The organism is Stutzerimonas stutzeri (assembly GCF_009789555.1).
In the GTDB taxonomy this organism is placed as follows: Bacteria; Pseudomonadota; Gammaproteobacteria; order Pseudomonadales; family Pseudomonadaceae; genus Stutzerimonas; species Stutzerimonas stutzeri_R.
This window is the reverse complement of the sequence record NZ_CP046902.1, coordinates 3034144-3059363: the sequence shown is the minus strand read 5'-3', so window position 1 is coordinate 3059363 and position 25220 is coordinate 3034144. Positions and strand designations below refer to the sequence as shown.

Sequence of the window (25220 nt, the reverse complement as noted above, 5' to 3'; positions counted from 1 at the left end):
GGTGATATCTAGTAGTCGTTGCAGTCAGCGCCCTGGCGCAGGTAAGTCATTACATGGGTCTCGCCGCGAGAATCAAGATAGGTCATCGTGGCTTCAACCACTGAACATCCACCGTTGGGCACATTCACGGAAATGACCTTAGCGATGTCGAGATCGTCGCCATAGTGGTACGGCGTAGCTTGTGGTGCGGCAGCGGCCAGTTGTGCGAACAGAGACAAACTGGCAATCCAGATAAGTTTTTTCATGGTGACCTCTTCGTAAGTTGAGGCACGCCAGAGGTTTCTGGCGTGCGCTCGGAATAAAACAGGCTGCCAACGAGTGAGGCAGCCGAAAGGGACACGTGTCGGACGATTTAAAGGAGCAATCAATCGCACGACTTGTAGCGGGATTAAAAAAATCAACCGCGTCATGTCTCTGAAACAAATCGTAAAGTTTGGCGGGGGGCGGAAAAATAGCGGCCAGCGAGAGGAAGCCTTACCGAATCTGTAACAATGATCAGGCCCAGTATTCAGGGTTCTGCAGCACCTTGTGGTAACCCTCAAAGGCTTGCGGTAGCTCCTGCTTGAGGAAGTCCACCCAGGTCTTCACCTTGGCGTCGAGGAAGCGCCGCGATGGGTAGAGCGCATAGATGTATTTTTCATGCAGATGGTAGTGAGGAAGCAGTCGCACTAGTGAGCCGCGTTGTAGCGCAGGGACGGCGACATAATCTGGCAACATACAAATGCCCATTCCCGCCTCGGCGGCGCTGCTCATTGCCTCTGCAACGTTCACCTTAAAGGTATTGCCGGGCCAAACAGGCAGCTCTGCATCGTTAACGATGAAGTTCCAGCTATCGCTGAACACCGGATCGGCAAGGCGAAGGCATTTGTGATTCTCAAGATCGGCCGGTGCCTTCGGCGCGCCATGTTGCCTGAGGTAGGCGGGCGAGGCACAGACCACGTGGAGCACTGTGCCCAGCTGCTGCGCGATCAGCTCGGAATCTGGCAGTTCGCGCGAGAGGGTAATGATCACATCGAGGTTGTCTTCCAACGGATCGGGTTGGCGCTGGGACAGCAGCAGCTCCAGGTTTACGTTGGGGTAAATCTCGTTGTAACGGCCGGCGAGTGTCGCTAACAGCTGAATACCAAGGCCAATGATCGAGTGCACCCGTAGGTGACCTTTGGGTATCAGGTGCGCACCGCCTGCTTCGGCTCGCGCCTGTTCAACCTGATCGAGAATCGCTCGGCATTGCTCCAGAAAGCGCTCGCCCGCTTCCGTCAATGCCAATCGCCGGGTTGTGCGGTGCAAAAGACGCGCTTGCAGATGATTCTCCAACTCTGAAACCAATCGAGAGACCTGAGCGGTTGACGTATCGGACTGCAGCGCCGCCGCAGTGAAACTACCAGCGTCAGCGACCCGAACAAACGCCCTCATCGCATGCAACATGTCCATTGTGTTTCTTACTCTCTGTGCCGAGCGGTCAGGTCCCGCATGTCCAGCCTGAGCGCGAAAGGGGATGTGTTCTGGCTTGATACCAGTCGGTGAAGTGGGAAAGCGCGAAAGCGTAGCGTCGGTGTTCTCTGCATCTCCGGGCACATTACGGGTCAAGCCATGCATCGAGGCACGCATCCAAGCGAGACGACTAGGGGCGTTCCGCTAGGCACGGCCGCGAGCCATAACTGTTATTGCGTGCGACGTAACGGTGCTTTATCCGTAGCTGCCTGTTTCCAATTCCGGGGAGGTCCTAAGCTTGCCTTACGTTCCACGCCACAGCGCACCGAGAGGCAACTCATATGACCCGCAATACCCTATCCGCAGCTGCGCTTGCCGCTTGCGCCCTGATACTGTCGCCCGTTTCCTTTGCTGAAGAATCGCCTGCATTCGTCGCTCATTTTTCAGCGCTACAAGATCAGGCTCATAACGCCGCCACTGAGCGGGCCGTCGTCAATCAGGCATCTACCGACTCACATCGGGCCCACGCCACGGTAACGTCAGAGCAACGCAAGGACAGCTGAACTCGGCTGGTTGCGTTTCGACGATCGATGCGTGACACACCTTTGAAAATGTTCCCTTTGCCGCTTGATACATGCGCGGCTTTTTTGCGTTTGCACGGTCAATACTCGTACGGGGTCGCCAGTGTCAGCTTCTTCGCTACGCACCCTGGTTGCGGCACGCCTTTGTGTTAGGGCAAACGGTGTCTTGCTCCATGCAGGGCGCGTCCAGACTCGAAGTAGCGCTTCAAACGGGCCTACTATCCATCCAAGCCCAGAGGAAACTTCCATGCGTACTTCCATGCTCGCAACCGTATGCGCTGTTGGTCTAACGCTGGCCGGCAATGCTTTGGCCGAATCGGCGCTGAAGGTCCTCGGCCAGGACTACAATTTCCCCAACAAGATCGACGGTTTGCCTACCAAACTCTCGGACTTCCAAGGGTTGCAGATCAATTCATTCACTACCTCTGACGATGTCAGGATCTCCTATTGGGAGGCCGGCGAGGGCGAGCCGTTGGTATTCGTTCCGGGCTGGTCGGCTAATGGCGCTGAATACATCAATGTGATGTATCTGCTCAGTCGGGATTACCACGTCTACGTGATGGATCCGCGCAACCAGGGCTTGTCCCAGCGCGTGGAGCACGGTGGCCGGATCTCGCGATTCTCGATGGATCTGAAAGAGCTATCCGATCATCTCAAGCTCGATAAGGCCAACTACGCGGGCTGGTCGATGGGCGCCTCGGTGCTGTGGGGTTACATTGATCTGTTCGGTACCTCCCGCATCGACAAGGCAGTCTTTGTGGACGAGCCGGTATCGATCTACTCGCACGTGGACTGGTCGGAGCAAGAACGACTGGATGCGGGCGGCACCACCACATCGCCGGAGCGCATGGTCGATGGTTTCACCGGCGGCAAGCCGCTCAATGCCCTGGTCACTGATCTGGTGCCGTGGGAGCGTGCACCGCTGATGGATTCGCCCTATTACGAGAACTCTGCAAGCTTTGCACAACACTTCATCAAGAACGACCCGAAGGCGGTGGGCCGGGTATTGTTCAACCACATCGTCAATGACTGGCGCGATGTTATCCAACACAAGATCGACGTCCCGGTGGCAATTTTCTCGGGCGACTACAGCAACAATCTGCCAAGCCAGCGCTGGATCCACAAGACAGTCCCTCAGTCGCAGTTGTTCGTCTACAGCAAGGCCGAGCAGGGCGATCACTTCTTGATGTTCAAGAACCCGGTCAAGTTTACCAGCGATCTGCGCGGCTTCCTCGAACATTGATCCAAAGCCAATCTGGCTTAAACTGTGCATTCCTGAGCTTATCGACCGCGCTTTTGCCTCGGATCCACAGGACAGCGCGGGCTTATATTCTGCAAATTACTGGGTACATCATGCCGAAAGGAGCGCGGCTCTGAGCGATCTATCTATTGAAGACTGCAGGCCATCTTGGTCTGAGCTCGGCGGTGTTTTCCGGTTCGCGTTCGGACAGGAAGCGTCCAATGATTACTAAAAGAGTCTGCATTCTCCGGTGAGGCGTGGCGTTAGCGCGGCACCACCGGCGAGGTAAAATTGATTCGACGGTGGGACCAACCGCCACCATCAATAGCGCGGTGCCGTGTTGTTTCAATCCTGCGAATTAGAAAGCACGAAATGAGGCTCGGCCTAATGCGACATGACGCCGGCCAGGCTGGTTGCAGGACTGCTGGCACGGATGACCGCAATATCAAGACCGATTGTCACTCAAGCTCATATTGATGCTATTAGCGGTTTGCTGCAAATGGTCAAGAAGTTCATCCAAAACTCCAGGTTCAGCTGCGCGGCTCGGAGCCATTGTTAAATTTATAGCAGCAATGGTCCGATTATCGTGACTCTTGATAGGGACGGATATACCGCACATTCCTTCCTCTAGCTCTCGATCTACGACAGACCAGCCTTTCGCTCCGTCTTCCAATATCACACGGCGCAGTTCATCTTTGTCGGTGATCGTAAACCGTGTATAGCGGCGCAGATCTACTGAGTCAAGATAACGATCTAGCTCATCCTCCGATAAAGCCGCCAGCTGGATGCGTCCAAGAGAAACCACATGGGCCGGAAGCGTGCTGCCAACGTTCAATGTGCTTTTCAATAGGCGTCGCGTCGGCACACGCATCACATAGTAGACATCGTAGTTTTCCAATACAGCGATGGAGCACGACTCGTGAACACGCTGGACCAAATCCTCCATATAGCCCTGCGCAAATGACCAGATCTCCATAGACGAAAGATATGAAAAGCCCAGCTCCAGAATCTTTGGAGTCAGCCAGAATTCCTTGCCGTCAGTTTTGACATAGCCGAGCGCACAGAGCGTGTGGAGAAGCCTGCGGGCGCTCGCTCGAGTAGTCCCCGACCTTTTGGCTGCTGCTGAAAGCGTCAATCTTGTCGCCCCCGCTCCAAAGGCCTTGATGATGGCTAGCCCTCGAGCAAAGGAGGCCACAACCAGATCCGAGCTGGTCTCATCCATATCTCTCAATCGCTCCTCTCAACGTGTTTCCGCTTGACAAACCCTGGCAAAGGGTCTTTTCTCTACCGTGTTCTCAGTGAGAACGTCGTGTGCGCACAGCGAACAATACTCCAATCAAACAGAGTGCGCAACGGATACAAAGGAGAAACACACCATGCTTACTAACAATAAAAAATTTGCTGTGATGGCTGTCGGTGCCGCCCTGACTGCAAGCATAAGCGTGTCGCCCAGTGCAATGGCTCGCGACCTCACGTATGCAAGCTATCTTCCTCCGCATCATCCAACCAGCCTTGGTATCAAAACCTTTATCGATAAGGTCCAGTCTGAAACAGACGGCAGCGTATCGTTTAAGTTGTTCCCCTCTGGTGCTGCTGCTTCTGGCCCAACGATGCTGACGGCGGTCCGTGATGGCCTGATCGATGCTGGCTTTATGGTTAGCGTCTATTTCCCAACTTCCATTCCGGCTAATTCAATCATCAGCGATTTGTCGTTTTGGAATCAAAATTCCCTCGTGACTGCCGCGGCTGCGGTTGACACAGTGCTCAACGGCTGCGAACAGTGTTTGCAAGAGTTTAGCGAATATGACGTGCGCTTTTTGTCGAACTATGCAACTCCGCCATATCAGGCAATGTGCAAAGGTGAATTCCCTAACGGATTTGAGCCTAAGGGTTTGCGGATGCGCGTTGCCGGCGAGGAGATGGGTCGCTGGGTTGAGCAAATCGGGGGCGTGCCTGTAAATATTCCGAACAATGAGGCGTACGAGGCAATGGAGCGTGGTCAACTGGACTGCGTAATAGGCGCAACCAGCTGGCTGAAGTCGCTATCGCTAAATGAAGTGGTGGATAGCGTTATAACGTTGCCGATGGGCGCGTTCCAGGGTGGGTCAAATATCAATGTTCGCGATGGGCTTTGGCAGGATCTCTCGACGAGCGAGCAAAAAGTGTTAGTAGACGCGACGCCGATTGCGCTTGCCAGGACCATTTTCGCTTATGAAAGTGAGGAGGCGGAAGCCAGAGAGGCCGCACAAGAAAATGGCATCAAGTTTGTCGAAGTCTCCCCCATGTTAAAGCAGACGCGCGATGAATTTATGCAGTCCCAGCTCGCGCGTGCAGCTGCCACTGCTAAAGGACGTGGAGTGAGCGAGCCTGAGCAGATAGTTTCTAATTTCATAAACAATCTTGAGAAATGGGAAAAGCTCGTTGCTGACGGGAATATCACCGAGGAACAGTACGCTGAATTATTGCGCACCGAGATATACGATAAAGCTTCTCTTTGAGAACTATGCCGCGCGCAGTCGGTGCCTTTGGATATACCTGAGCAGTGAATAAAATGAACAAAACAAGCAACGAGTTTCTACCTTTTCAAGGGGTACGCGTACTTGACATGAGCCAGGGTCTGGCTGGGCCCTATGCCGCCGAGATGCTCGTTATGATGGGGGCCTCTGTTATTAAAGTGGAGCCCCCCCAGGGCGACTGGGGCCGTGTTATGGGGGTTGGTCTCAACGGACAGACCTCTCTCAGTGCCCCTGTGAATTGGGGGAAACGCGCTATTTGCGTTGATGCCCGCCAGGAGGCTGGTCGCAAAGTGCTTCATCGCTTTGTCGAACAATCCGATGTCGTCCTTGAAAGTTTTCGTCCGGGGATTCTAGACAAAATCGGCTTAGGCTTTGACGTTTTGCAGAAACTCCGCCCGGGTATCGTACTAGGTTCGATAAGTGGTTTCGGGAGCGCTGGCCCTAACGCTTCTCGACCCGGGTCTGACAGCATCCTGCAGGCGGCGACCGGGATGGCTTCCATGAATCAGGATGCCGACGGCAAACCACGACGGGTAGGCATGCTAGCAGTCGACATGATAGCTGGCTTATATGCGGGCTTTGCGCTTGCCGCTGCAATCAGTGAACAAAGGCAGAGTGCCTCAAGCCCGGGGCGCCACTTGGAGCTCTCGCTCCTTGGCGCAGCGTCTGCGTTTCAGGCCACACCGATGTTGGAATCGTTTCTGCAGAATGGCGTTCGCAATCGACCTGTAACCGTCCCGTCCGGGAACTTCGCTACGCTTGATGGCGAAATTGCTGTGGTGTGCCTGCGTAACGAAATGTTCAGATCTCTCGCTGAGGTTCTTGGGCATCCTGAATGGGCCGAGGACCCGAGATTCGCCGATAACGCAGCCCGACAGGACAACGCCGAGGCGATTAATAGCCTTCTGGAAAAGATTTTCCTAACTCAGCCCCGCGACCATTGGATCGAAAAACTGAATGAGACTGGCGTCCTATGCGGTCCGATGAATAGCTACCAAGACTTGATTGAGGATCCGCAGGTGCAGTACTTGGGTTTATTGCCCATGGTGAACCACGAAGTGTTGGGTTCGTTTCCAATGCCCAGAATGCCTGGCTCCCAAATTGACCCGCGTACCTTATGCGCAGCCCCCGCCCTTGGTGGGCAAACAAGGGAGTTGCTAATCGAAGCCGGTTTCGATGCGGCCGAGATTAACGAACTCTTGCGTAATAACGTCTGCATCCAATCGTCGGGGCAAAGCATTTAGACGACCGTTAGGAGCCCACTGATGCGTGCAGTGATATGTGAAAGCTTTTCTGGCTCACAAGGTCTGGTATTCAAGGACGTGGAAACGCCAGGTTTAGGAAAAGGGCTCGTCAGAATTCGTGTTCATTATGCGAGCGTAAGCTATGCGATCACATTAATGGTCGCTGGACAGTACCAGCGTAAATTCGCTTTGCCTTTTGTGCCCGGCACAGAAGTCGCGGGGGTCGTTCTTGAATGTGCGAATGATGTTGGCAATGTGAAACCGGGCGATCGTGTAGCGGCGATCTTGGACTGTGGTGCATTCGCAGAAGAGGCTGTGGCGGATGCGTCCAACGTCTATCACATACCGCATGGATTCCCGCTGTCCAAAGCCGTCGGTATCCCTCTGTCGTTTGGCACCGCCGCCACTGCCCTGACCAAGGCTCGACTGGGCTCTGGCCAAACGATCCTGGTAACCGGTGCTGGTGGTGCGCTAGGCAGTGCTGCGATCCGGGTCGCCAAGACGAAGGGCGCTCGGGTCATCGCGGCTGCAAGCAGCGCAGACAAGTTACGAGCCGCAATAGCTGCTGGAGCGGATTATGGCGTCAACTATCTTCAGGAGGACCTGAAGGCAAAGGTGAAGGCCATAACTGAAGGTCGGGGTGTCGACATAGTCTTCGATCCCGTTGGGGGAGAACTGTTCGAGACACTTATACGCAGCACAGCAGTTGATGGCGTCGTTCTGTGTCTAGGCTTTGCAAGCGGCACAATCCCCAAAGTGCCAGCGAACTTGTTGCTCCTTAAAAATCTGTCACTTATTGGGGTCAACTTTTCAGAATACATCGGTTGGGGCGCTTCTGATCGGCGTCATGAGTTCGCAGGACAGGTGCAAGGACTGATGAGTTGGCTCTTTACTGAAGCCAGTAACGGAGCTATCGAAGTTCCAGAGCCGCAAATCTATCAATTTGATGAGGTAATTTCAGCTCTGGGAAGCATTGCCGACCGCCGCGCCATTGGAAAGATAGCAATAAAAATAAATTAGGTAGGAGATTCTTTATGTTCAGGTTCCTTTGGAGGCTGAGCGACGCCGCTGCAGTTGCGGTGGGTGTGCTCGTAGTCATGATGATGGTTCACATAACCTTAGAGGTGTTCTTGCGGCTCATCTTCAAGCAGCACTTGCCCGGAACCATGGAGGTTGTAACCTATTATTATATGGTTGCATGCATATTCGTCGGGATATTCTCCTGCACAATGCGAGATGCCCATATACGGGTAGACGTATTTGCGCAGTTTTTCAAAGGAAAGCTCCGCTCTGCGGTGGATATTTTTGGCTGGTTGGTTATCGCAGGTTACTTTGGGATTTTCTCTTTCGGTCTCTACCGCCAAGCCGACCGGAGTTGGCAAAAAAATGAGACGGTCGACGCCATATTGTTTGAGCTCCCGATCTGGCCCGCCAGGTGGCTGGCGCTTATCGCGATTACCCTGGCCGCCATAGCCGCTATCATAGTCTTGGTTCATTATTATGCCCCTTGGGCAGCGAATAATAAAAAGGATGGTTGACTCATGACCTCTATACAAATTGGGCTGTCCTGTATTTTATTGCTCGCTGCACTGCTCTCTTTGAGACTGCCAATCGGGGTGTCCCTCGGAGTTTCTGCCTTCACCGGTATCTTTATTTTACGAGGGTCGAACGCAGCATTCTCATTGATGGGCTCGACCACGTTTGATTTTATCGCTCACTGGTCGTTGACCGCGATCCCGATGTTCATACTGATGGGCTCAATTGCATTTCATACCGGTCTTACACGGACTCTTTATGATGCCGGGCGCGCATGTCTTGGGTTTTTGCCAGGCGGGCTAGCCATAGCAACTAACGTTTCAAGCGCTGGTTTCGCTGCGGCGAGCGGCTCCAGCGTAGCTATGGCTGGGGCCATGTCAAGGATCGCGGTTCCAGAAATGTTACGTGCCAAGTATGACCCGGGGCTTGCAACTGGCGTTGTCGCTGCGTCCGGCACGCTAGGTGCATTTATACCTCCAAGTATCCCTTTCGTGCTGTATGCAGTGTTCATGGAAGCGTCAGTTGGACAGTTGCTGTTAGCTGGGATAATCCCCGGGCTGCTGACTATGGTCATGTATTCAGCACTGATTGTCATACGTGTCAAATGCAACCCTGGCCTGGCCCCAGCCACCGACGAAGAATATAGCCGTTCGGAAAAGGTCAGGCTTTTGCTTAAATCTTGGCCGTTGCCATTTATCGTCGCGGTAGTTGTCGGGGGTTTGTATACGGGAACCGTAACTGCAACAGAGGCCGGCGCATTCGGCGCGTTCATCGCGATACTGGCGTCAGTAGCTCAGCGAACATTTACCTTAGCTGCTATGAAGGACGCCATCGCCGAGACCGTTAAAAGCTCGGCTACCATTTTTCTCATCGCACTTGGCGCTGTTTTGTTTAGTCGTATGCTGACGCTGAGCCAGATCCCCATGACTATCGGGCTCTGGGTAGAAAATTATGCTCTAGCGCTTTGGGTATTCCTCATATTTGTTACGATTTTCTATATAGTCCTTGGTATGTTTCTCGATCCGATTGGGCTCATGCTCGTGACTCTCCCCGTGCTTGCACCATTTGTAATAGCCTTTGACATCAACGTGATATGGTTCGGGGTATTGGTTGTCAAGTTTATCGAAATCGGATTATTGACGCCGCCCATTGGGTTGAATCTGTTCGTGGTGAGTGCGGGGGTAGGGGACGCAGTACCTTTCGCGACTATAGTTAGAGGGACGTTATGGTTTTTGGCGGCTGAGGCTGTAGTGTTGGCGCTGCTAATGTTCTTCCCGCAACTATCCCTATTTCTGCCGTCCTTGATGTATTAGTTTGTGTCGGATTCTTCAATGTTTGGTAGTAGCCTGGTGTCTATAAAGGCAAGCTCCCTAGCGTATCAATAAACATATGTATACGGCTGGCTTTTATTCAGCGTTTTAGGTGAAAAGGAATTGGTATACTTCGCTGCGGGTATCTGGCGAAGCATTGTCTAAGACAGATTAGGTTCACTGAGGTTGTATGATGGAGAACATTCATTTCTACGAACCAGCCAAAGGGCATGGGCTGCGGCATAATCCGTTTAATGCGTTAGTCGCGCCACGGCCGATTGGCTGGATTTCTTCGCAAAGCGTTGAGGGGCATTTAAATCTTGCGCCTTATAGCTTTTTTAATGCGTTTAACTATCACCCGCCGATTGTCGGATTTTCCAGCGTCGGCTTTAAGGACACCTTGCGAAATATACAGGAGACTGGCGAGTTCGGATGGAATCTTGCGACACGGAGTCTTGCTGAAGCGGTAAATATAAGTAGCGAGGCGACAGCGCCTGAGATAAATGAGTTTGAGCTCGCAGGTGTCACTCCGGTGAAGTCCAAGCTGATTTCTGTCCCGAGAGTCAAAGAAAGTCCGGTTTCTTTTGAGTGCCGCTTGACACAGGTAGTGCAGTTAAAGGGGGTCGATAACTGTCTGGTAGACACCTGGATGGTGTTTGGCGAAGTCGTTGGGGTTCACATTTACCAAGACCTGATCGTTGATGGTGTGTATGACACAGCTTCTTCTCAAACCATAATGAGAGGTGGCGGTCCAGCCGATTACTTCGAAATTGGCGCGGAGCAGCTTTTCAGGATCTACCGCCCCAAGTAAGCAGAAGAAGGATAGTCGTGCTGGAATACCGGCTTGCTTTACGCTCTTTTCCGCTTCGTGGACTAGGCAAATGCAAGCGATCCGTCGCAAGCGTTTTCTCGCGGAGATAGAACAGGCTGGTGCTATCGGCTGGCCGTGACCGAGCCGTTTCTACCGCCAAGGCTGGCGATAGCGCATGGTGCGACAGGCCGTCGGTGCGCTGGTCCTCAAAGAACAGTTGGCCGGAGGCACGCGCAGGAGCCGGTGGTCCGGTTGAACAGGGTGTATTTGCCGGCCTGTAGGGAGTCGATCAGTGCGACCACCTGTTCGGTAACCGCTCCATAAACCCCACCTGTTAAAGACGGGGGTTCAACGCTCAACATGGTTTGGCGGCGAGCAGTTCCATGGCAGCAGTGGTTCGTACTCTTCCACGCTTTTTGCTGTAGACAATGGTCAAGCACATGCCTTAGCCAAGCATAGGGTTCTTAGCCGTTGGCCTTGGCGGTTTCGATCAGGCTTTGGATCTGTGCGCTGGCGGTGGCGCCCTTGGGCGTGTCGCTGAACAGCCAGTTCTTGCGCCCGATGACGAATTGGTCGATGGCGTATCTCGGCACGGTTGTTGTCGATAGGCAAGTGTCGCCCCTCGACGTAGCGTGCGAGTTTGTTCCAGTACTCGCCAGCTAGTTCACCGCTTTGCCAGCGCGGTCTGTCCGGCAACCTGCGGTTGGGTCTTGTCCAACCAGGCTTTGAGTTGAGCGAGCGTGGGCATACTGCGTTGGGCAACCACAAGCTCAGCCACTTTCGCCCAGCGTTCCGAACTCTGCCGCTACCTTTACATAGAACACATGCACGCGCTGTTGGGTTAGATGCTCGAAGAACATTTCCGCTTCCGCTTCGGTAACGACCAATGTCACTTGGACGGGTTGGTCCGAAAGATCAAACAGGTTGATTGCGTGGATGACGCCGTCGTGACCCAGTCCCTCCACGGCACCGCTTAAAGTGGCACCGCGCAACCCTAAGCGCCGAGCCTCCTCCAACAGCCACTGCCCGGCGGGAAGATTGCCGATCAAGCGATCCTGCTGGGTAAAAAACGTTATCTGATAGCCGTTCATGACGAGCCTCACAATGGCGACGGGATCTATTAGGACTCGGCCTGCACTGCCGCAGTGGCAGGCGTAGGTTCTTGAGCCGAAGCAGCATTGGTGTGGACGCTTGGCCTCACAGACATGCCCACACGAAGCCGCCGAGCCTGCTGTTGCCCTGAGTCCACCTGGATTCGCACTGGCAGTCGCTGCACGATTTTTGTGAAGTTTCCTGTTGCGTTGTGCGGCGGCACCAGCGAGAAACTCGCGCCGCTTGCCGCACCTAGACTTTCGACATGCCCTTTAAGCTGAACGCCCGGTAGCGCGTCTATCTCGATATCAACCGGCTGGCCGACATCCACGTTGGCTAACTGGGTCTCACGGAAATTGGCCTCGATGTAAATGTCATCCAGGGGGACCAAGGTCAGTAACGGCTCGCCTTGGCGCGCATAGCCGCCTACCCGGGCATGGCGCTGTGCGACGACGCCTGCGACCGGTGCTGTGATATTGGTGTAGGACAACATCAAGCTGGCGTCCGCCTTGTCAGTCATGGCTTTCTCCAGGTCGGCTTGCAGGATCGCTGTCCGTTGCTCGGCCGAACGCAGCCCAGCGCGATCACGTTCATAGGCCGCATGTTGTGTTGCCCATTCCGCCTCGGCCCGCTCCAGCGCTTGCACTGTCCCCGATCCATCACGGGCCAGGTTTGCCGAGCGTGTAAGATTTCTTTTGGCAAGCTTGAGCTTGGCGCTGGATGCAGCCACTACCGCGCGTGCCTGCTCAATCAGGCTTTGTTGAAGTTCCAGTTGCGCTTGGAGCCCGGCGATCGTGGCCGATGCAGCGACCAGTGCAATGCGCAGCGCTCTGTCGTCGATGCGCAACAGCGGATCGCCGGCTTGCACCTGCTGGTTGTCATCTACCGTTACCGCCATGATGACGCCTGAAACCTGAGGTGCGATCACCGTCAGGTCGGCACGCACATAAGCATCATCGGTGCTCTGCACGGATGACTGTGCTTCGGGACGATTGAGGATGAAAATTGCCCCCGCGACGGTTGCGGCAGCGATCGCTCCGATTACGATTTGGTAGCGCAGTTTATTGACCATGGAATTCGTACTAGCTCAACTCAAGAGGCCGCTCCAGCCGGAACGGTGGCTGGGGCGGAAGGGAAATTTCGGGGCACCACCGGTGCCGGGATGTATTGAAATCTCAGGACGAGTGGAATCAGCAAGAACGCCAACAGGCCAATTGCCCGATAAACGTCGGCGGTAGCAAGAACACTCGCCTGGTTGGCAACCTGCTCGATCAAGGCGCCTGGAGGAAAGTCAAATCCAGCCCAATGCGGAAGCAGGTTGCCCGCCTGATCCCGCAGTGATTCGAAATGGAAGCGGCCTCGAACTGTGCTCAACTGACCAACGAGCGCGCCGGCCACGACTGTGCTGAGTACCCGCACGATGTTGACCAATCCTGCAAGGAACGGCCCCTCGATCGGCTGCACCGTGCTTACAACCAGAAATAGCAGGGAAACCATCGCCATCGGTTGCCCAATTACGTGAAGAAGAGTCGGCCATAGAAACTGTCGCACCATCCATTCATCCGTAATGGCCGAAGCCAGCCAGCACGCCGCTGACATGCAGGCCAGCCCGGCGGCAAAGACGTGGCGGGCATCGACCCATCGCTGATACAGCAATAACGCTACACAAGACCCAAGCACCAGTTGCGGCAACCCTACTGATAGCCCGAGTCCTGCGCTTTGCTCAAGCCGGAAGTTATGAAGACTACCCAATGTGTTGGTTGGAAGATTCACGGCTGAGGACATGACGACCAGCAATCCGGCGAGCGAGATGAAGCCTAGCCAGATGTTGCGCCGGTTCAAAAGTGCCAACCCCACGAACGGAGCCGGATGAAGCCATTCGCTGATCAAAAACAGGCTGGTTAGGATCGCGCCCGTGCCAAGGGCGGCAACGATTATTGGTGACTGAAACCAGTCCAAGCGCACCCCCTGATCGATGCCAACCACCAAAAGCATCAACCCAGGCACCCCCAGCAACAAGCCGAACCAATCTGCTTGCTTCAGACGCGGCAGCGCTGGGGGCATCTTGGGAATTCCCCAGCCGACCATCCCCATCGCAATCAGCCCCAGCGGCAGCATGTGCCAGTAGGCCCAACGCCAATCATCTAAATGATCCACGCTCAGAGCCGCAAGCCCTAGGGCGACGTTAGGCGAGAGCGTGGCTGTCATGGCGAATAACGCCAGACCGTGCAATCGGATGGATGTAGGCAGAAACCGCAGAGCGGCCATCATGAGAACCGGAACCAGCGAACCGGCACAGATACCGTGAAGAAGGCGCAAGGCAATTAGCACATTTAGATCGCGAACGAACGGCAGGGCAGCAGCCAGCAACAGCGCTGCGGCGAGCATCGTCATGTGGAAGCGTCGCATCGAGAACGTGATCGCGAACCACGCGGCAAACGGCATCGCCGCCAGCTCGCCTGCCGAATAGGCGGTCGTGAGCCAGGATGCATCATCTTTGGCAAACCCTAGCGCGCCTTGTAGGTCGACGAGCACCAAAGCTGGGACGCGGCCACTCAGCCCCGCCACCATCGCTGCCAGCAGCACCCCCAATAGACCGACGGCGAGACGCATTGTGAGCACAGGCTGTTGCGGCGAGGCGGGTGCGGCAGTGCTCATGAAGAAGCCCCGATCGTTGCTGCTTCGCCCGCCCATTGTTCTGACCAGCCGCCACCCAAGGCTCTATAAAGCGAGACAACGGCGAGCGCGGAGGCAGTCGCGCAGTCGCTTAGTTCGGCTTGATTGGCGAGCAGGCTACGACGAGCAACCAGTACGGCCGTGAAATCTGCGGAGCCTTCCTGGTATGAGCGTTGTGCTACGCGCAGGGCTATTTCGCTTTGTTTCAACGCAAGCTGCAGCTGCTCGTGCCGCTCCAGTTCGCTGGCATAAGCGCCGAGGGCATTGTCCACCTCGTGCCAGGCTCGCAGCACCACTCGCTGATAGGCGATACCAGCCAGACGATGGCGGGTTTCACTCAAGGCCAGCTGGCTATGGAGCCGCCCACCATCGAAGATCGGCAAGTAAAGTGTGGGGCCTACCGAATAGTGCCTGGATCCCCAGCTTCCCAGATCAGAGAGGTCGAACGCCTGCGCGCCGAGTGTGCCGGTGAGACCGATACGTGGGTAGAAATCGGCTTTTGCCGCGTCGATATCCGCCACTGCTGCTCGCAGCCCAGCTTCTGCCTGCAGGATATCTGGCCGATTACGAGCCAGTTCGGAAGGCACCCCGATAGGCAGGCGTGACGGCATTGAGGGTAGTTCGGCAAAGGTGAGACGTTCATCCAGTTCGCGCGGGGGTTTGCCAAGCAGTAGCGCCAGCGCGTTCATCAGCGTATCTCGCTGGTGATTCAGCTGGGTTAAGCGGGCTTCGAGTCCGGCGGCATCGGCACGCGCCGAGGCAGCATCGAAACGCGTGGCGGCTCCATTGCGCTCACGGCTTTCGGCCATGCGAACCAGGTCTCGTCCGATCCGAAGGTTCTTTTCCACCAACGAGGCCTGCGCCTGCACACCGCGTAGCAACAGATAGTTGCGCGCTACGTCCGCCGAGACCGAGGTAATGACGGCATCCTGCCCGTAATAAGCCGCGTCCAACCTGGCCTGCGCAGATGCTTGCGTGTGGCGAAGATAACCCCAAAGGTCGAGTTCCCAGCCCGCTTGCAGGCCCAACGACCACATGTCCTGACCGTTTGTAGGTGCCCCCAATCGATGCGACGGCGAATTCTCACTGATTGCCGAGCGTGAGTAGCTGCCGGCTAGGGCCAGCGTCGGATAACGGGGCGCATCGGCCAACCCCAGCTGAGCACGGCTTTCCTCGACACGCAGCGCAGCCGTCTGGATATCCAGGCTCTGGCCAAGCTCCGACTCGAGTGCCGATAGCGTGGAGTCATTGAACAACTCCCACCAGCGAACGGGCGTCTGTGATTCGCTCAGAGCAGATTGGTCGTCAACCTGTGCTTGATAGGACGCCAGCGCTGCGGATGGATCAATGGACGGCAACTGGACCGCTGTTACGCTCGCGCAGCCCACCAGCAGGGTGGACGCCAAGGCAAGGAATATCCGGGCGAAACAAAGGCACGACGCAGCTTTCATTCGTATTCTCAAGCAGAGGCAAAGCGGGCAGGTCTCAATCATCGGTACGGCTTTGGAGCGAGGAGGCAAGCGATAAGATGGCGTGGAAACCGATCGGTATTCTAATTAGCTAAAAAACATTCAGTCAAATAATTAATGGCTAATCTATTGGGATTAAGCTTTGCGAGCGGAAGATACCGGCCGGTATACTTCAGCAAAACAACAGACCAGATTTTTCTATGAGCAAGCCTGACATTCAGTTCGACAAATCCGTCGCAATTCTCGATGCTGCGACGACTGTGTTCCTGACCCACGGCTTCAGCGCTGCGACTACCGATATGATTCAGCGCGAAGCAGGCGTTTCGAAGAAGACGATGTATGGATGCTTTCCGAGCAAAGAGGCCATGTTTGTCGCGGTGATCGAACGTCAATGCGCGTCGATGGCATCAACCATCCATGCGATACAGCCAGCCCCGGGGGATATCAGGAAAACCCTGGAGGACATAGGGCGGGCCTATCTCGACATCGTGCTGGCTGAGGTCGGGGTGGCGCTTTTCCGCGTGGTCGTGGCTGAGGCGCCGCGTTTTCCAGATGCCGGTCGCAGGTTTTACCTGGCCGGCCCCAAAGTCGTCATTGCGATGGTGTCGGAGCGTCTAAGTGAAGCCTCGCAAGCGGGTGAAGTTGACGTCCATGCTATCGGTGTAGAGGCGGCTGCTGCGCTGTTTATCAGCATGGTCCGCACCGAAGGGCAGATGGAATGCCTGCTGCATCCCGGTACACGGCCTTCTGCAGAGCAGCTGGACCGTTGGGTGCGATTAGCAGTAGATGCATTTGTCGGAAGGTTCGCCGTCCGAAATCAAACAGCTGGCGGACACTAACTGGTATTGCTGCCACGGCCTCTCGCCGCAGAACATACGCGCCACATGTGGAAGCTGCGGCCACTAGGGCCACGAGACTGACAAAGGCTCGAACCTCATGCGACCCTTGCCACGGTTGGCCACTCGCCACGTCAGGCGGGAGTCAACACAGACTCCAACCATCGGACAAAATCAGTCACTTCTTCGGCTGTTATCTCATGGCCCATGTCATACAGGTGCGTTTCGTGCCGTACGTCCAGTTGGGTCAACCAAGAATCAGCTTTCTCTGCCCAAGATACGGGGAGTTTATTGTCTGCACGGCCATGGGCGACAAACGCCGACAGAGAACGCAACGCCTGCGAACTCGCAATATAGGGCTTCAGCTCCGGCAGAATCCGGCCGCTGAGCAAGCCAAAGCCAGCCACGCAATGCGGGGCACTGAGCCCTACACTGGAACTGAGAATGCCGCCCTGGCTAAAGCCAGCGATCACGGTGGGCAGCTTAGGTAGCGCTTCTATAAAATTCACCAGGCATTGGCGACTGGCTTCGGCTTGCTCTTCGTTGATAACCGGGCCGGTGCTGGCGAAACTTACTTGAAACCAAGCGAATCCTTCAGCCGCGATCTGCAGTCGGCTACGTACCAGCAGGACTTCGACGTCGTCGGGGATGGAGTTGGAAAGGCCGGCGAGGTTGGTTTCATTACCGCCGACACCGTGCAACAGCAGCAAACGCGCGCGAGGTGTGGTCGTCCCGATCAAGCGGCGAAACAAAAGACCGGATTGCGGCTCTTCTTGAAGCTCTGGCATCGCCAATGGGTTACTCATACCTGAGTGCCTTCCTGGGTGAGAGATACCGTGGATGGGGTGCGGAACAAGTAGCTGTCCATTGCGAGTACACCGTGGGCGATTCCGCCTTCCAGTACCTCCATTTCGTAGTGCTCGCCGGCGGCGCCAAGCGCCAGGAATAGCGGCATCAAATGCTCGTCACTTGGGTGTGCACGCTCGGCGTCAGGTGCGTTTCGACGGTAGTCGAAGAGCGCTGGCATATCAGCGGCGCGCAATGCCTGACTGAACCAGTCGGCAAAATTCTTCACATATTCGGCCGGATCACCGTCGTAACCGCGGAACTCATAAAGGTTATGCGTCAGGCTTCCAGAACCAATGATCAAGATTCCCTGTTCACGCAACGGCTTGAGCGCCTGGCCAAGTTGCCAAGCGTCAACAGGAGTGAGCGGATAGGGCATGGAAACCTGAACCACCGGGATATCAGCGTCCGGCATCAAGTACAGCAGGGGTACCCAGGCACCATGATCCAAGCCCCGGTTTGACTCGGTGCTCGCTGAAATTCCCGCGCTGTTTAGCAGACTATTTATCTGCTCGGCCAACGCGGGATTGCCGGGGGCCGGGTAATGCAGGCGATAAAGCGCCTCAGGGAACCCACCGAAGTCATGAATAGTTCCAGGAGTCTGGCTGCTGCCAACACGTACGCCGCCGCGTGTCATCCAATGAGGGGAGACGATCACAATTGCGGTAGGGCGTGGCAACGCTCGTCCAACCTCAGTCAAGCGCGCGCCGGCCTTGCCGGGTTCAATAGCAAAGGTCGGGGCGCCGTGGGAAACGAATAGCACTGGGTACGCCTGGCTCATATTTGTAGTCCTGATGAGATGAGAGGCCGCAGCAGCAGAGGATTTGGTACTTACCTATGTCGTGCTGGTCCGGCTCGGGATGGACGAAAGTCTATAGAGCCGAGCGAAGAGATAAAGTCGCCGTAACTCAACAAACTGTTCCTAGAATTGGAACATTGAAGATGTCTGCCGTAATGCCTGGCTTATGCAGGCAGTTTAGAATTCGAGCCTTATATGCGGCATGACTGCGGTGACCGTAGCGCTGATTTCTACCTACTGGAGAACCCAGGTGCGTTTTTCGCTTGGTTCTACTTGGTTAGCATGGTGTACGCCTGCTTCCCCGCACCCCTCGTTTGGGGTCCTTTGCCGCTCCAGTAGATAGCCCCATGCCATTAAGAAGCTCGTCACTGACACCAATTCTGGTCGCCTGTTGCCTTGGCTTTCTTGTGGTTCAGCTTGATGTCAGCGTAGTGAATGTGGGGTTGGGCGCCCTTAAAGAGGCGTTCGGTACTGACCTCACCGGATTGCAGTGGGTCATCAATAGCTATGCGTTGATCTTTTCCGCTCTGCTTATTCTTGGCGGCGCTTGCGGTGATAAATGGGGAGCCAAATCCACTTTCACCGCAGGCTTTGCAACGTTCACCCTGGGGTCTATCGGTTGCGGCCTATCCGATAGCATGACGATGCTCGTCGCCATGAGAATGCTGCAGGGGGTGGGGGCCGCCTTCCTGGTTCCAACCTCGCTCACGCTCATTCGCTTGTCCTTCGCTAATCCTGACCATCGAAGATCAGCGGTTGCCCTGTGGGGCGCTTGCGGGGGGATCGCCTTAGCAGCTGGTCCAGTAATCGGTGGCCTGCTGATCGATTTTCTAGGTTGGCGCAGCGTTTTTTTGATCAATGTGCCCATAGGGATTTTGGCAATTGTCCTGATTAGCCGCTATGCACCTGCATCGCCTCGTATGGACAAAAAAGTTGATGCAGGCGGCCAGGTGAGCATCGCAGTAAGCCTGGCAGCCCTGACCTACGCATTAACCGAATCCAGTGGCCAAGGCTGGACGGCGCTAACCTTATCGTCGCTAGTAGGCGCAGCGTTTTTCCTGCTGGTGTTCGTGCTTGTTGAGCGACACGTAAAAGCGCCAATGCTGCCCGCGCACCTCGCCAAAAACAGAGTATTGGTGAGCATGTCGTTGGCCGGAGCGGTGATCAATCTGACGTTCTACGGCACGGTGTTCGTTTTCAGTATCTATTTCCAAACGATACTTCACTACGATGCCTTCAAAACCGGATTGTCGTTCGTTCCTTTGACCGCGGTGCTGACGCTGTCGACCCTGATGTCGTCGCGGATTGCTCGGACAATCAGCGCGCGGCGCATCATCATCACCGGTTTCATTATTCAGGTCATTGGCTTCCTCGCGCTCTCGCAGATCGGTACACAACCGTCGTTTTGGATACTCAACGGCGCGCTGATGCTGGTCGGAATAGGCAGCGCATGCTCAGTCCCGTCTATCACAAACTCGATGTTGGCTGCGGTCACTAGGCACGATGCGGGGATTGCGTCCGGTCTAATGGCTTCTGCCAGGCAACTCGGCGGGGTCATTGGAGTGGCGGTATTCGGCACTATGATTGCCACTACCGACGCTGAGAGCTTCGCTAAAGGCATGTCGAACGCAATGCTGCTTTCAGCGCTGACGCTGGTGGTGTGCATAGGCGCTATTTTATTGCTGACCCGTCATCCAGTGGCTGCTCTGGATGCTGAGCAGGCAGTGCGCCGGGACTCATAGGGATAGCCCGCCGGCATCGGTTAAAACCAGCCCGTTTTTATCGGTTGAGCGCGGCTATGGCGAGTAAGTGTGGCCATGTAGTTTCAGCAGCTCATCAACCAGATAACGGATTTTTGGCCGCAGGTGATTACTTTTCGACCACAAGGCATGGACCTCTACGGGGGTAGGCTCGAACGATTCGAGCAGCGGCAAAACTGCGCGCGCTTCGATATCTTTTTCAAACAGGCATAACGGCATCTGGCAGATCCCGAGGCCCGCTCGAGTAGCCTCGATCATGGCTTCCGCATCGTCAAACTGGTATGTCGGTGGGGGCGAGAACTTCACCGCCTGCCCCCCACGACTCATTTTCCACGGCATCAGACTTCCGCGGCGATACCCTACGATAGCGCGATGCTCAGCCATGTCTTCCAATGTCAACGGCGTGCCATTTTCTTCGAGGTAGCCCGGCGATGCACAGGTCACCCACCGGTGTGCGGTAAGCCGTCTGGCGACTAATCCAGGAACGCTGTCGACGCTGCCAAAGCGAATGGCTAGATCGATGCCTTCGTCGGTCAAGTCCACCAGTTGGTCGCTGAAGGTCAGAGTCAGCTGCAATTGCGGGAAGCGCTTGCTCATCTCCAGCAGAACCGGCAATACCACCTGCTTACCGAAGGCAACCGGTAAATCCACGCGCAGACGCCCGGCCGGTACGCCGAGCCTGTTGCCGAGGTTGCTCTCGGTGGCCTTGATCTCCTCCAGCGCCGCGGACCATACCGTGAAGTAGGCTTCGCCGTCGGGGGAGAGGGAGAGTCGTCTCGTCGACCGATAAAACAAGCTAGCACCCACTCTCGCCTCCAAGCGGGCGATCGCCTTTCCCACCGCGGACTTGGAGAGGCCCAGACGCTCGGCTGCCTCGGTGAACGTCGCAGAACGAGCAGTAGCTAGGAAAATGTGGATGCCGCTGAACGAGTCTTCTGAGGTCATTGCAATTTCCTGGTAGCTTGAAATGCTACCTATATGTGATTTGCAGGCTGTTTATCGACGTGGGGCTCTACCTTAGCATGATGTCCAACCTAGCGGCGCTCTCGTATTCCAAGCGTAGCGTCAGCTTTTTTAACGACGTGAGGACAGACCATGAAAGACGAAGTCATCAACATTTTTACCCTCAGCCTGGCACCCGAGAAATTCCAAGAGTTCAAGCAGCTGGTTACTAAAATCGTCGCAGCGACGAGCAAAGAGCCTGGCACCCTAATGTACGAGTACAGCGTCAATGACGACCACACAGTTGTGCACATCATCGAGCGTTACCGAGCGGACGCGGTTGTAAGCCATATCGAAGAGACCTTCGCACCTTTCGGCGAGAAGTTTCTCGAGCTAGTAACGATCACCAGCCTTCTGGTTTATGGCACTCCGGACGAGCCTACCCGTAAGCACCTGGACGCTTTCGGAGCGGTCTACATGAATTCATTCGATGGCTTTACCCGTAGCTGAGGCCGTGTTTCCCATAGCCAGTGGCTGGGGCTTCAAATTTATAGATAGGCCAAATCGACCTACCCGGCGAGAGCCGGCGTTATAGGGAGCGAGTATGCACATCAATCTTTCTGGCAAGACCGCACTGATTACCGCCTCTACAGGTGGCATTGGCTTTGCCATTGCGAAAGGTCTGGCGCTGGCGGGCGCCGAGATCATCATCAACGGCCGTAGCGACAGCTCAGTGGAAAAAGCTTTGGCGCGCCTGCGCGAAGCTGCACCACAGGCAAAACTCAGCGGTATCGCTGCGGATCTTGGCAATGCCGAGGGCGCGGACGCTCTCATCGCAGCGCTGCCAACGGTAGATATCTTGGTCAACAACGCCGGTATTTATGGTTTGGCAGATTTCTTCGAGGCCGATGACGATTGCTGGGATGACTACTGGCAGACCAATGTGATGTCGGGCGTGCGCCTCAGCCGCGCGCTGGTGCCGGCTATGGTCAAACGGGGTTGGGGCAGGGTGGTGTTTATCTCCTCTGAGTCAGCCCGCAATGTGCCTGCCGATATGGTTCATTACGGCGTATCGAAGACTGCTCAATTGTCGTTGTCTCGCGGTTTGGCCAAGCGCGTGGCGGGTAGCGGTGTGACGGTCAACAGTGTGTTGCCAGGACCCACGCTCTCGGACGGGCTGGCCGACATGCTTGAGGAAGAGCGCGCCCGATCCGGAAAAACTTTGGAGGCCGTCGCGGCGGAGTTCGTGATGAGCCACCGCCCGACTTCGTTGATACAGCGCGCGGCAACCGTAGACGAAGTCGCCAACATGGTGGTTTATGTCTGCTCCACCCAAGCTTCAGCCACCAGCGGCGCTGCGCTGCGTGTCGATGGAGGGGTGGTAGACGATATCCTCTGACGCATTGCCACGTGCTGGCTGCGGAGAGCGACCTCAGTGCGCCCTCCGCAGAGCTGTCAGCGAGTCAGCAGGTCCTCTATCGATTCGGCGGCAAGTTGATAGGAGCGGCAACGCGCAACCGGATCGTAGATGCGCGCATCAATCATCAGTTCGTCCACGCCAGTGGTGGAGATGAACTCCCGCAGCCACGCACCCACCTCCTGCTTGTCACCGATAGCGGTATACGCCATGGCCTGATCCAGTCCCTGCCGATCCCTGTGAGTGATCTGTGCCAGGTAACCTTCCTCTGGAACCGGTAGAAGCGCTGGGCGACCGGCGTGAAGCTCAACCACCCACTGTTGATGGGAGCTGGCCAGGTAATGCGCCTCGGCGCGGGTATCGGCCGCAATCACGTTGACCCCTGCCATCGCGTAGGGCTTGTCCAGGTAAACGGAAGGGCGGAAATTTTCCCGGTAATGCGCCAGTGCGCGCATCAGCATCTGAGGGGCGAAGTGTGAGGCAAAGGCGTACGGCAGGCCCATTCGGGCAGCCAGATCGGCGCCTTGCAGGCTGGAGCCCAATACCCAGACCGGCACATCATGCTGGCCAGGCAGCGCGCGTACCGGTTCCTTGCCGTTGTCCTCCAGGTAATCAAGTACTCGCTGTACATCCTGAGGGAAGTCCCGCTCCTGGCTGATACCGCGAATGGCGCGTACGGTCGGCCCGCCACTGCCTGGGGCACGACCGACGCCAAGGTCGATGCGGCCGGGGAATAACGTGTGCAAGGTGCCAAACTGTTCGGCCACGATCAGTGGTGAATGATTGGGCAGCATTACGCCGCCAGCGCCTACGCGCAGCGCGCTGGTTGCCGCCGCCAGGTGTTGAATGATCAGCGGTGTGGCCATCGAACCGATGCCCGGCAGATCATGGTGCTCGGCTATCCAGTAGCGGTTGTAGCCATGCTGTTCAACATGGAGCGCCAGTTGACGAGCGCCATCAAGGGTATCGGCAAAGCTTTTGCCTTCGCCGATCATCATTAGATCAAGCACGGACAGTGCAGTCATAGGAACTCCAGTTCGATAAAGCGCGAGCGCTGCGTCAACCGCAGCGGCGCGCAGGGTTAACGGTTAAGCGGGAGGTTCGCCCAGCTTGGGTGAGTTTCCAGGCGCTGCTGGATACCGCGCATGGCCTGTAGGGAACGTTGCAATTTCAGGTAAACGTCGCCGCCGTAATCCCAGCCGAGCACGCCGATTCGTCCGGCGTAGCCCATGCGTGACAAAGCGCTCAGCAGGGCGAAATTATCCAGCTCGCCCCGATCGGGCGGCTCCATGGTGGCCACGTCGCCCCAACCTAGCGGCGAGAGCGCCGAACCCGACGTGGTGACCTGCATGAGCCAAGGACGCATGGCATCCAGCCGGCCCTGCAAATCACCTTCCTGGCTGGCGTACCAGTGGTAGCCGTTGAACACTGCGCCCAGCTGCGGATGGCTGTAGTAGTTGCACAGCTCCACGACCTGAGAGGTGGTTTGCGTGACGTGGTTGCGGTGCGGATAGAGGGCCAAGCGCAGACCGCGGCGTTCGACGATAGGCAACAAGCTGTCGATCACCTTCAAAATCGCCGGCACGCCGTTGACCGAGGTTTGCACCGCCAGCTCGATGAGCTCCACGCCGTCGACCGACGCGACGAGCCGCCGAACCAAATCATCGTTGCGCCCTTCATGCAGCACCAGGTACAGCGCAGCGATATCCAGGCCGTGTTTCGCTTTGACGTGCTTCAGTTGCGATAGGTCGGTAAGCGGTTGCCCGCCCCAGGCCGCAACGGTAATGGCGTCGTAGCCAACCTCCGCGACCATCTCGCACTGGGCCTGGAAGCTATAGACGCCCATGGACGTGTAGAAGAACGAGTCCAGGGCATGGATTGGGTTTCTCATCGGCTCATCCATTACTGCGGCTTCAACGGGGGAAATCCGTCATTAGCGCCCAATGAGGATTGCGCACCAGGCGCTGCTCCATGGAACGGAAGGCGGTGAGCGAGCGATGGAGATTGCCATGCACATCGCCGCCCATGCTTTCCCAGCCGAGGAAACCTACATGCCCTGTATAGCCGCGACGTTCGAGCGCGCCCATCAACACGAAGTTGTCCATTTCACCCTCATCAAGCGGCTCGATGGTCGCCGCGCCACCCCAGCCCAACGGCGAGAGCCGGCAGCCGGCGATGTTTACCCGTTTAAGCCAGGGCCAAAGTGCGTCCAGACGCTGCTCCAGCTCGCCTTCCTGGTTGGCGAACCAGTGATAGCCATTGAACACAATGCCCAGGCGCGGGTGGTTGAAGAGCTCGCACAGCTGCACCGCTTCGGTAGTAGTCTGCATGCCGTAGCGGATATGGGGGTACAGCGCGATTTGCAGGTCGCGACGCTCGCAGATCGGAAGCAAGCGCTCGAGCATTCGGACATCCTGTTGCTGAACCTTGTCGCCCGAATGCAGGGCCAGTTCGATCGTGCTGCAGCCTTCGATGGACTCGAACAGGGTGATCAACCAGTCCTCCAGTCCCTGGCGGTAGATCGCATAAATGCCGCCGACATCGAGCCCCCAATCTGATTTAACTTTGGGCAGCTCTTTGAGCTCCGGGCTCCAGGACGAAACGGTCATGCCCTGGTACCCAAGTTCGGCGAGCATTTCGCACTGTACCGCCAGTGGGTAGGTGCCGAGCTTGGTCTGGAAAATGAAATCCATGGCGTGAGCTGCGTGTGGCAT

The 25220-nt window shown here is 56.2% G+C and carries 25 protein-coding genes and 1 pseudogene; 12 read left to right on the top strand and 14 right to left on the bottom strand.

Annotation, left to right across the window (positions count from 1 at the left end):
- Positions 1–8: 8 nt before the first annotated feature.
- The gene (locus GQA94_RS14110; protein ID WP_158188604.1) at positions 9–245 is read right to left on the bottom strand and encodes a DUF2790 domain-containing protein; all 237 of its coding nucleotides are present in this window, start codon (positions 243–245) and stop codon (positions 9–11) included.
- A gap of 250 nt (positions 246–495) precedes the next feature.
- On the bottom strand, positions 496–1431 hold the full coding sequence (locus GQA94_RS14105; RefSeq protein WP_158188603.1) for a LysR family transcriptional regulator: 936 nt from the start codon (positions 1429–1431) through the stop codon (positions 496–498).
- A 341-nt stretch (positions 1432–1772) separates the two neighbouring features.
- Here GQA94_RS14105 and GQA94_RS14100 point away from each other — a divergent pair, with 341 nt between their 5' ends.
- Together GQA94_RS14100 and GQA94_RS14095 are read left to right on the top strand one after the other, a co-directional pair.
- A complete protein-coding gene (locus tag GQA94_RS14100) occupies positions 1773–1994 on the top strand; it encodes a hypothetical protein (protein WP_158188602.1) in 222 nt (73 codons plus the stop codon).
- A gap of 265 nt (positions 1995–2259) precedes the next feature.
- Complete coding sequence (locus GQA94_RS14095) at positions 2260–3255, top strand: alpha/beta fold hydrolase (protein WP_158188601.1); 996 nt, start codon at positions 2260–2262, stop codon at positions 3253–3255.
- A 442-nt stretch (positions 3256–3697) separates the two neighbouring features.
- Here the strand turns inward: GQA94_RS14095 and GQA94_RS14090 are convergent, their stop codons facing one another.
- Entirely contained in the window at positions 3698–4474 is a 777-nt protein-coding gene (locus tag GQA94_RS14090; protein WP_158188600.1) for an IclR family transcriptional regulator domain-containing protein, read from the bottom strand.
- 154 nt (positions 4475–4628) lie between these two features.
- On the opposite strand from GQA94_RS14090, the gene GQA94_RS14085 reads away from it, so the two are divergent.
- The 6 genes from GQA94_RS14085 to GQA94_RS14060 all read left to right on the top strand — a co-directional run bounded on the left by GQA94_RS14085 (position 4629) and on the right by GQA94_RS14060 (position 10669).
- Positions 4629–5750 (top strand): C4-dicarboxylate TRAP transporter substrate-binding protein, encoded by a 1122-nt coding sequence (locus GQA94_RS14085; protein ID WP_158188599.1) that lies wholly within the window; start codon positions 4629–4631, stop codon positions 5748–5750.
- Between the two features lie 53 nt (positions 5751–5803).
- Positions 5804–7012, top strand: a complete 1209-nt coding sequence (locus tag GQA94_RS14080; protein WP_158188598.1) for a CaiB/BaiF CoA transferase family protein — start codon at positions 5804–5806, stop codon at positions 7010–7012.
- Positions 7013–7033: 21 nt separating this feature from the next.
- A complete protein-coding gene (locus GQA94_RS14075) occupies positions 7034–8032 on the top strand; it encodes an NADPH:quinone oxidoreductase family protein (protein ID WP_158188597.1) in 999 nt (332 codons plus the stop codon).
- Positions 8033–8046: 14 nt separating this feature from the next.
- On the top strand, positions 8047–8550 hold the full coding sequence (locus GQA94_RS23630) for a TRAP transporter small permease (RefSeq protein WP_158188596.1): 504 nt from the start codon (positions 8047–8049) through the stop codon (positions 8548–8550).
- 3 nt (positions 8551–8553) lie between these two features.
- Positions 8554–9861 carry a TRAP transporter large permease gene (locus tag GQA94_RS14065; protein ID WP_158188595.1) on the top strand — a complete coding sequence of 436 codons (1308 nt, stop codon included), beginning with the start codon at positions 8554–8556 and terminating at the stop codon, positions 9859–9861.
- A 187-nt stretch (positions 9862–10048) separates the two neighbouring features.
- Complete coding sequence (locus GQA94_RS14060; RefSeq protein WP_158188594.1) at positions 10049–10669, top strand: flavin reductase family protein; 621 nt, start codon at positions 10049–10051, stop codon at positions 10667–10669.
- Positions 10670–11017: 348 nt separating this feature from the next.
- On the opposite strand, the pseudogene GQA94_RS23625 reads toward GQA94_RS14060, so the two are convergent.
- From GQA94_RS23625 to GQA94_RS14035, 5 genes and pseudogenes are all read right to left on the bottom strand, one after another.
- Positions 11018–11275, bottom strand: a pseudogene (locus tag GQA94_RS23625) (transposase domain-containing protein); the annotation flags it as partial.
- Between the two features lie 164 nt (positions 11276–11439).
- Positions 11440–11760 carry a DUF190 domain-containing protein gene (locus GQA94_RS14050; protein ID WP_158188593.1) on the bottom strand — a complete coding sequence of 107 codons (321 nt, stop codon included), beginning with the start codon at positions 11758–11760 and terminating at the stop codon, positions 11440–11442.
- A gap of 29 nt (positions 11761–11789) precedes the next feature.
- Positions 11790–12833, bottom strand: a complete 1044-nt coding sequence (locus tag GQA94_RS14045; protein ID WP_158188592.1) for an HlyD family secretion protein — start codon at positions 12831–12833, stop codon at positions 11790–11792.
- 20 nt (positions 12834–12853) lie between these two features.
- Positions 12854–14419, bottom strand: a complete 1566-nt coding sequence (locus GQA94_RS14040; RefSeq protein WP_158188591.1) for an MFS transporter — start codon at positions 14417–14419, stop codon at positions 12854–12856.
- Positions 14416–15888 carry an efflux transporter outer membrane subunit gene (locus GQA94_RS14035; protein WP_158188590.1) on the bottom strand — a complete coding sequence of 491 codons (1473 nt, stop codon included), beginning with the start codon at positions 15886–15888 and terminating at the stop codon, positions 14416–14418. Before GQA94_RS14035 ends, GQA94_RS14040 begins: the two co-directional genes overlap by 4 nt.
- A 218-nt stretch (positions 15889–16106) precedes the next feature.
- Between GQA94_RS14035 and GQA94_RS14030 the strand changes: the two genes are divergently transcribed.
- Entirely contained in the window at positions 16107–16745 is a 639-nt protein-coding gene (locus GQA94_RS14030) for a TetR/AcrR family transcriptional regulator (protein WP_158188589.1), read from the top strand.
- Positions 16746–16876: 131 nt separating this feature from the next.
- On the opposite strand, the gene GQA94_RS14025 is transcribed toward GQA94_RS14030, so the two are convergent.
- Positions 16877–17548: an alpha/beta hydrolase gene (locus GQA94_RS14025; protein WP_158188588.1), complete on the bottom strand. Its 672-nt coding sequence runs from the start codon at positions 17546–17548 to the stop codon at positions 16877–16879.
- Positions 17545–18369, bottom strand: a complete 825-nt coding sequence (locus tag GQA94_RS14020; RefSeq protein WP_158188587.1) for a DODA-type extradiol aromatic ring-opening family dioxygenase — start codon at positions 18367–18369, stop codon at positions 17545–17547. The genes GQA94_RS14025 and GQA94_RS14020 overlap by 4 nt, the downstream gene beginning before the upstream one ends.
- 365 nt (positions 18370–18734) lie before the next feature.
- Between GQA94_RS14020 and GQA94_RS14015 the strand changes: the two genes are divergently transcribed.
- A complete protein-coding gene (locus GQA94_RS14015; protein ID WP_158188586.1) occupies positions 18735–20129 on the top strand; it encodes an MFS transporter in 1395 nt (464 codons plus the stop codon).
- 54 nt (positions 20130–20183) lie between these two features.
- On the opposite strand, the gene GQA94_RS14010 is transcribed toward GQA94_RS14015, so the two are convergent.
- Entirely contained in the window at positions 20184–21092 is a 909-nt protein-coding gene (locus tag GQA94_RS14010; RefSeq protein WP_158188585.1) for a LysR substrate-binding domain-containing protein, read from the bottom strand.
- Positions 21093–21242: 150 nt separating this feature from the next.
- On the opposite strand from GQA94_RS14010, the gene GQA94_RS14005 reads away from it, so the two are divergent.
- Together GQA94_RS14005 and GQA94_RS14000 are read left to right on the top strand one after the other, a co-directional pair.
- The gene (locus GQA94_RS14005; protein ID WP_158188584.1) at positions 21243–21599 is read left to right on the top strand and encodes a putative quinol monooxygenase; all 357 of its coding nucleotides are present in this window, start codon (positions 21243–21245) and stop codon (positions 21597–21599) included.
- Between the two features lie 94 nt (positions 21600–21693).
- A complete protein-coding gene (locus tag GQA94_RS14000; protein WP_158188583.1) occupies positions 21694–22488 on the top strand; it encodes an SDR family NAD(P)-dependent oxidoreductase in 795 nt (264 codons plus the stop codon).
- Between the two features lie 56 nt (positions 22489–22544).
- Here the strand turns inward: GQA94_RS14000 and GQA94_RS13995 are convergent, their stop codons facing one another.
- Genes GQA94_RS13995 through GQA94_RS13985 form a run of 3 tightly spaced genes read right to left on the bottom strand, consistent with a single transcriptional unit; the run spans position 22545 to position 25220 of the window.
- A complete protein-coding gene (locus GQA94_RS13995; protein ID WP_158188582.1) occupies positions 22545–23531 on the bottom strand; it encodes an LLM class flavin-dependent oxidoreductase in 987 nt (328 codons plus the stop codon).
- 56 nt (positions 23532–23587) lie between these two features.
- Positions 23588–24397, bottom strand: coding sequence for a sugar phosphate isomerase/epimerase family protein (locus GQA94_RS13990; RefSeq protein ID WP_158188581.1), 810 nt, complete (start codon positions 24395–24397; stop codon positions 23588–23590).
- Positions 24398–24419: 22 nt separating this feature from the next.
- Complete coding sequence (locus GQA94_RS13985; protein WP_158188580.1) at positions 24420–25220, bottom strand: sugar phosphate isomerase/epimerase family protein; 801 nt, start codon at positions 25218–25220, stop codon at positions 24420–24422.

Excerpts from the sequence above, each read along its gene's own strand:
- GQA94_RS14110 (WP_158188604.1), bottom strand. The coding sequence starts at position 245 with ATGAAAAAACTTATCTGGATTGCCAGTTTGTCTCTGTTCGCACAACTG.
- GQA94_RS14105 (WP_158188603.1), bottom strand. The coding sequence starts at position 1,431 with ATGGACATGTTGCATGCGATGAGGGCGTTTGTTCGGGTCGCTGACGCT.
- GQA94_RS14100 (WP_158188602.1), top strand. The coding sequence starts at position 1,773 with ATGACCCGCAATACCCTATCCGCAGCTGCGCTTGCCGCTTGCGCCCTG.
- GQA94_RS14095 (WP_158188601.1), top strand. The coding sequence starts at position 2,260 with ATGCGTACTTCCATGCTCGCAACCGTATGCGCTGTTGGTCTAACGCTG.
- GQA94_RS14090 (WP_158188600.1), bottom strand. The coding sequence starts at position 4,474 with ATGGATGAGACCAGCTCGGATCTGGTTGTGGCCTCCTTTGCTCGAGGG.
- GQA94_RS14085 (WP_158188599.1), top strand. The coding sequence starts at position 4,629 with ATGCTTACTAACAATAAAAAATTTGCTGTGATGGCTGTCGGTGCCGCC.
- GQA94_RS14080 (WP_158188598.1), top strand. The coding sequence starts at position 5,804 with ATGAACAAAACAAGCAACGAGTTTCTACCTTTTCAAGGGGTACGCGTA.
- GQA94_RS14075 (WP_158188597.1), top strand. The coding sequence starts at position 7,034 with ATGCGTGCAGTGATATGTGAAAGCTTTTCTGGCTCACAAGGTCTGGTA.
- GQA94_RS23630 (WP_158188596.1), top strand. The coding sequence starts at position 8,047 with ATGTTCAGGTTCCTTTGGAGGCTGAGCGACGCCGCTGCAGTTGCGGTG.
- GQA94_RS14065 (WP_158188595.1), top strand. The coding sequence starts at position 8,554 with ATGACCTCTATACAAATTGGGCTGTCCTGTATTTTATTGCTCGCTGCA.
- GQA94_RS14060 (WP_158188594.1), top strand. The coding sequence starts at position 10,049 with ATGATGGAGAACATTCATTTCTACGAACCAGCCAAAGGGCATGGGCTG.
- GQA94_RS14050 (WP_158188593.1), bottom strand. The coding sequence starts at position 11,760 with ATGAACGGCTATCAGATAACGTTTTTTACCCAGCAGGATCGCTTGATC.
- GQA94_RS14045 (WP_158188592.1), bottom strand. The coding sequence starts at position 12,833 with ATGGTCAATAAACTGCGCTACCAAATCGTAATCGGAGCGATCGCTGCC.
- GQA94_RS14040 (WP_158188591.1), bottom strand. The coding sequence starts at position 14,419 with ATGAGCACTGCCGCACCCGCCTCGCCGCAACAGCCTGTGCTCACAATG.
- GQA94_RS14035 (WP_158188590.1), bottom strand. The coding sequence starts at position 15,888 with ATGAAAGCTGCGTCGTGCCTTTGTTTCGCCCGGATATTCCTTGCCTTG.
- GQA94_RS14030 (WP_158188589.1), top strand. The coding sequence starts at position 16,107 with ATGAGCAAGCCTGACATTCAGTTCGACAAATCCGTCGCAATTCTCGAT.
- GQA94_RS14025 (WP_158188588.1), bottom strand. The coding sequence starts at position 17,548 with ATGAGTAACCCATTGGCGATGCCAGAGCTTCAAGAAGAGCCGCAATCC.
- GQA94_RS14020 (WP_158188587.1), bottom strand. The coding sequence starts at position 18,369 with ATGAGCCAGGCGTACCCAGTGCTATTCGTTTCCCACGGCGCCCCGACC.
- GQA94_RS14015 (WP_158188586.1), top strand. The coding sequence starts at position 18,735 with ATGCCATTAAGAAGCTCGTCACTGACACCAATTCTGGTCGCCTGTTGC.
- GQA94_RS14010 (WP_158188585.1), bottom strand. The coding sequence starts at position 21,092 with ATGACCTCAGAAGACTCGTTCAGCGGCATCCACATTTTCCTAGCTACT.
- GQA94_RS14005 (WP_158188584.1), top strand. The coding sequence starts at position 21,243 with ATGAAAGACGAAGTCATCAACATTTTTACCCTCAGCCTGGCACCCGAG.
- GQA94_RS14000 (WP_158188583.1), top strand. The coding sequence starts at position 21,694 with ATGCACATCAATCTTTCTGGCAAGACCGCACTGATTACCGCCTCTACA.
- GQA94_RS13995 (WP_158188582.1), bottom strand. The coding sequence starts at position 23,531 with ATGACTGCACTGTCCGTGCTTGATCTAATGATGATCGGCGAAGGCAAA.
- GQA94_RS13990 (WP_158188581.1), bottom strand. The coding sequence starts at position 24,397 with ATGAGAAACCCAATCCATGCCCTGGACTCGTTCTTCTACACGTCCATG.
- GQA94_RS13985 (WP_158188580.1), bottom strand. The coding sequence starts at position 25,220 with ATGCCACACGCAGCTCACGCCATGGATTTCATTTTCCAGACCAAGCTC.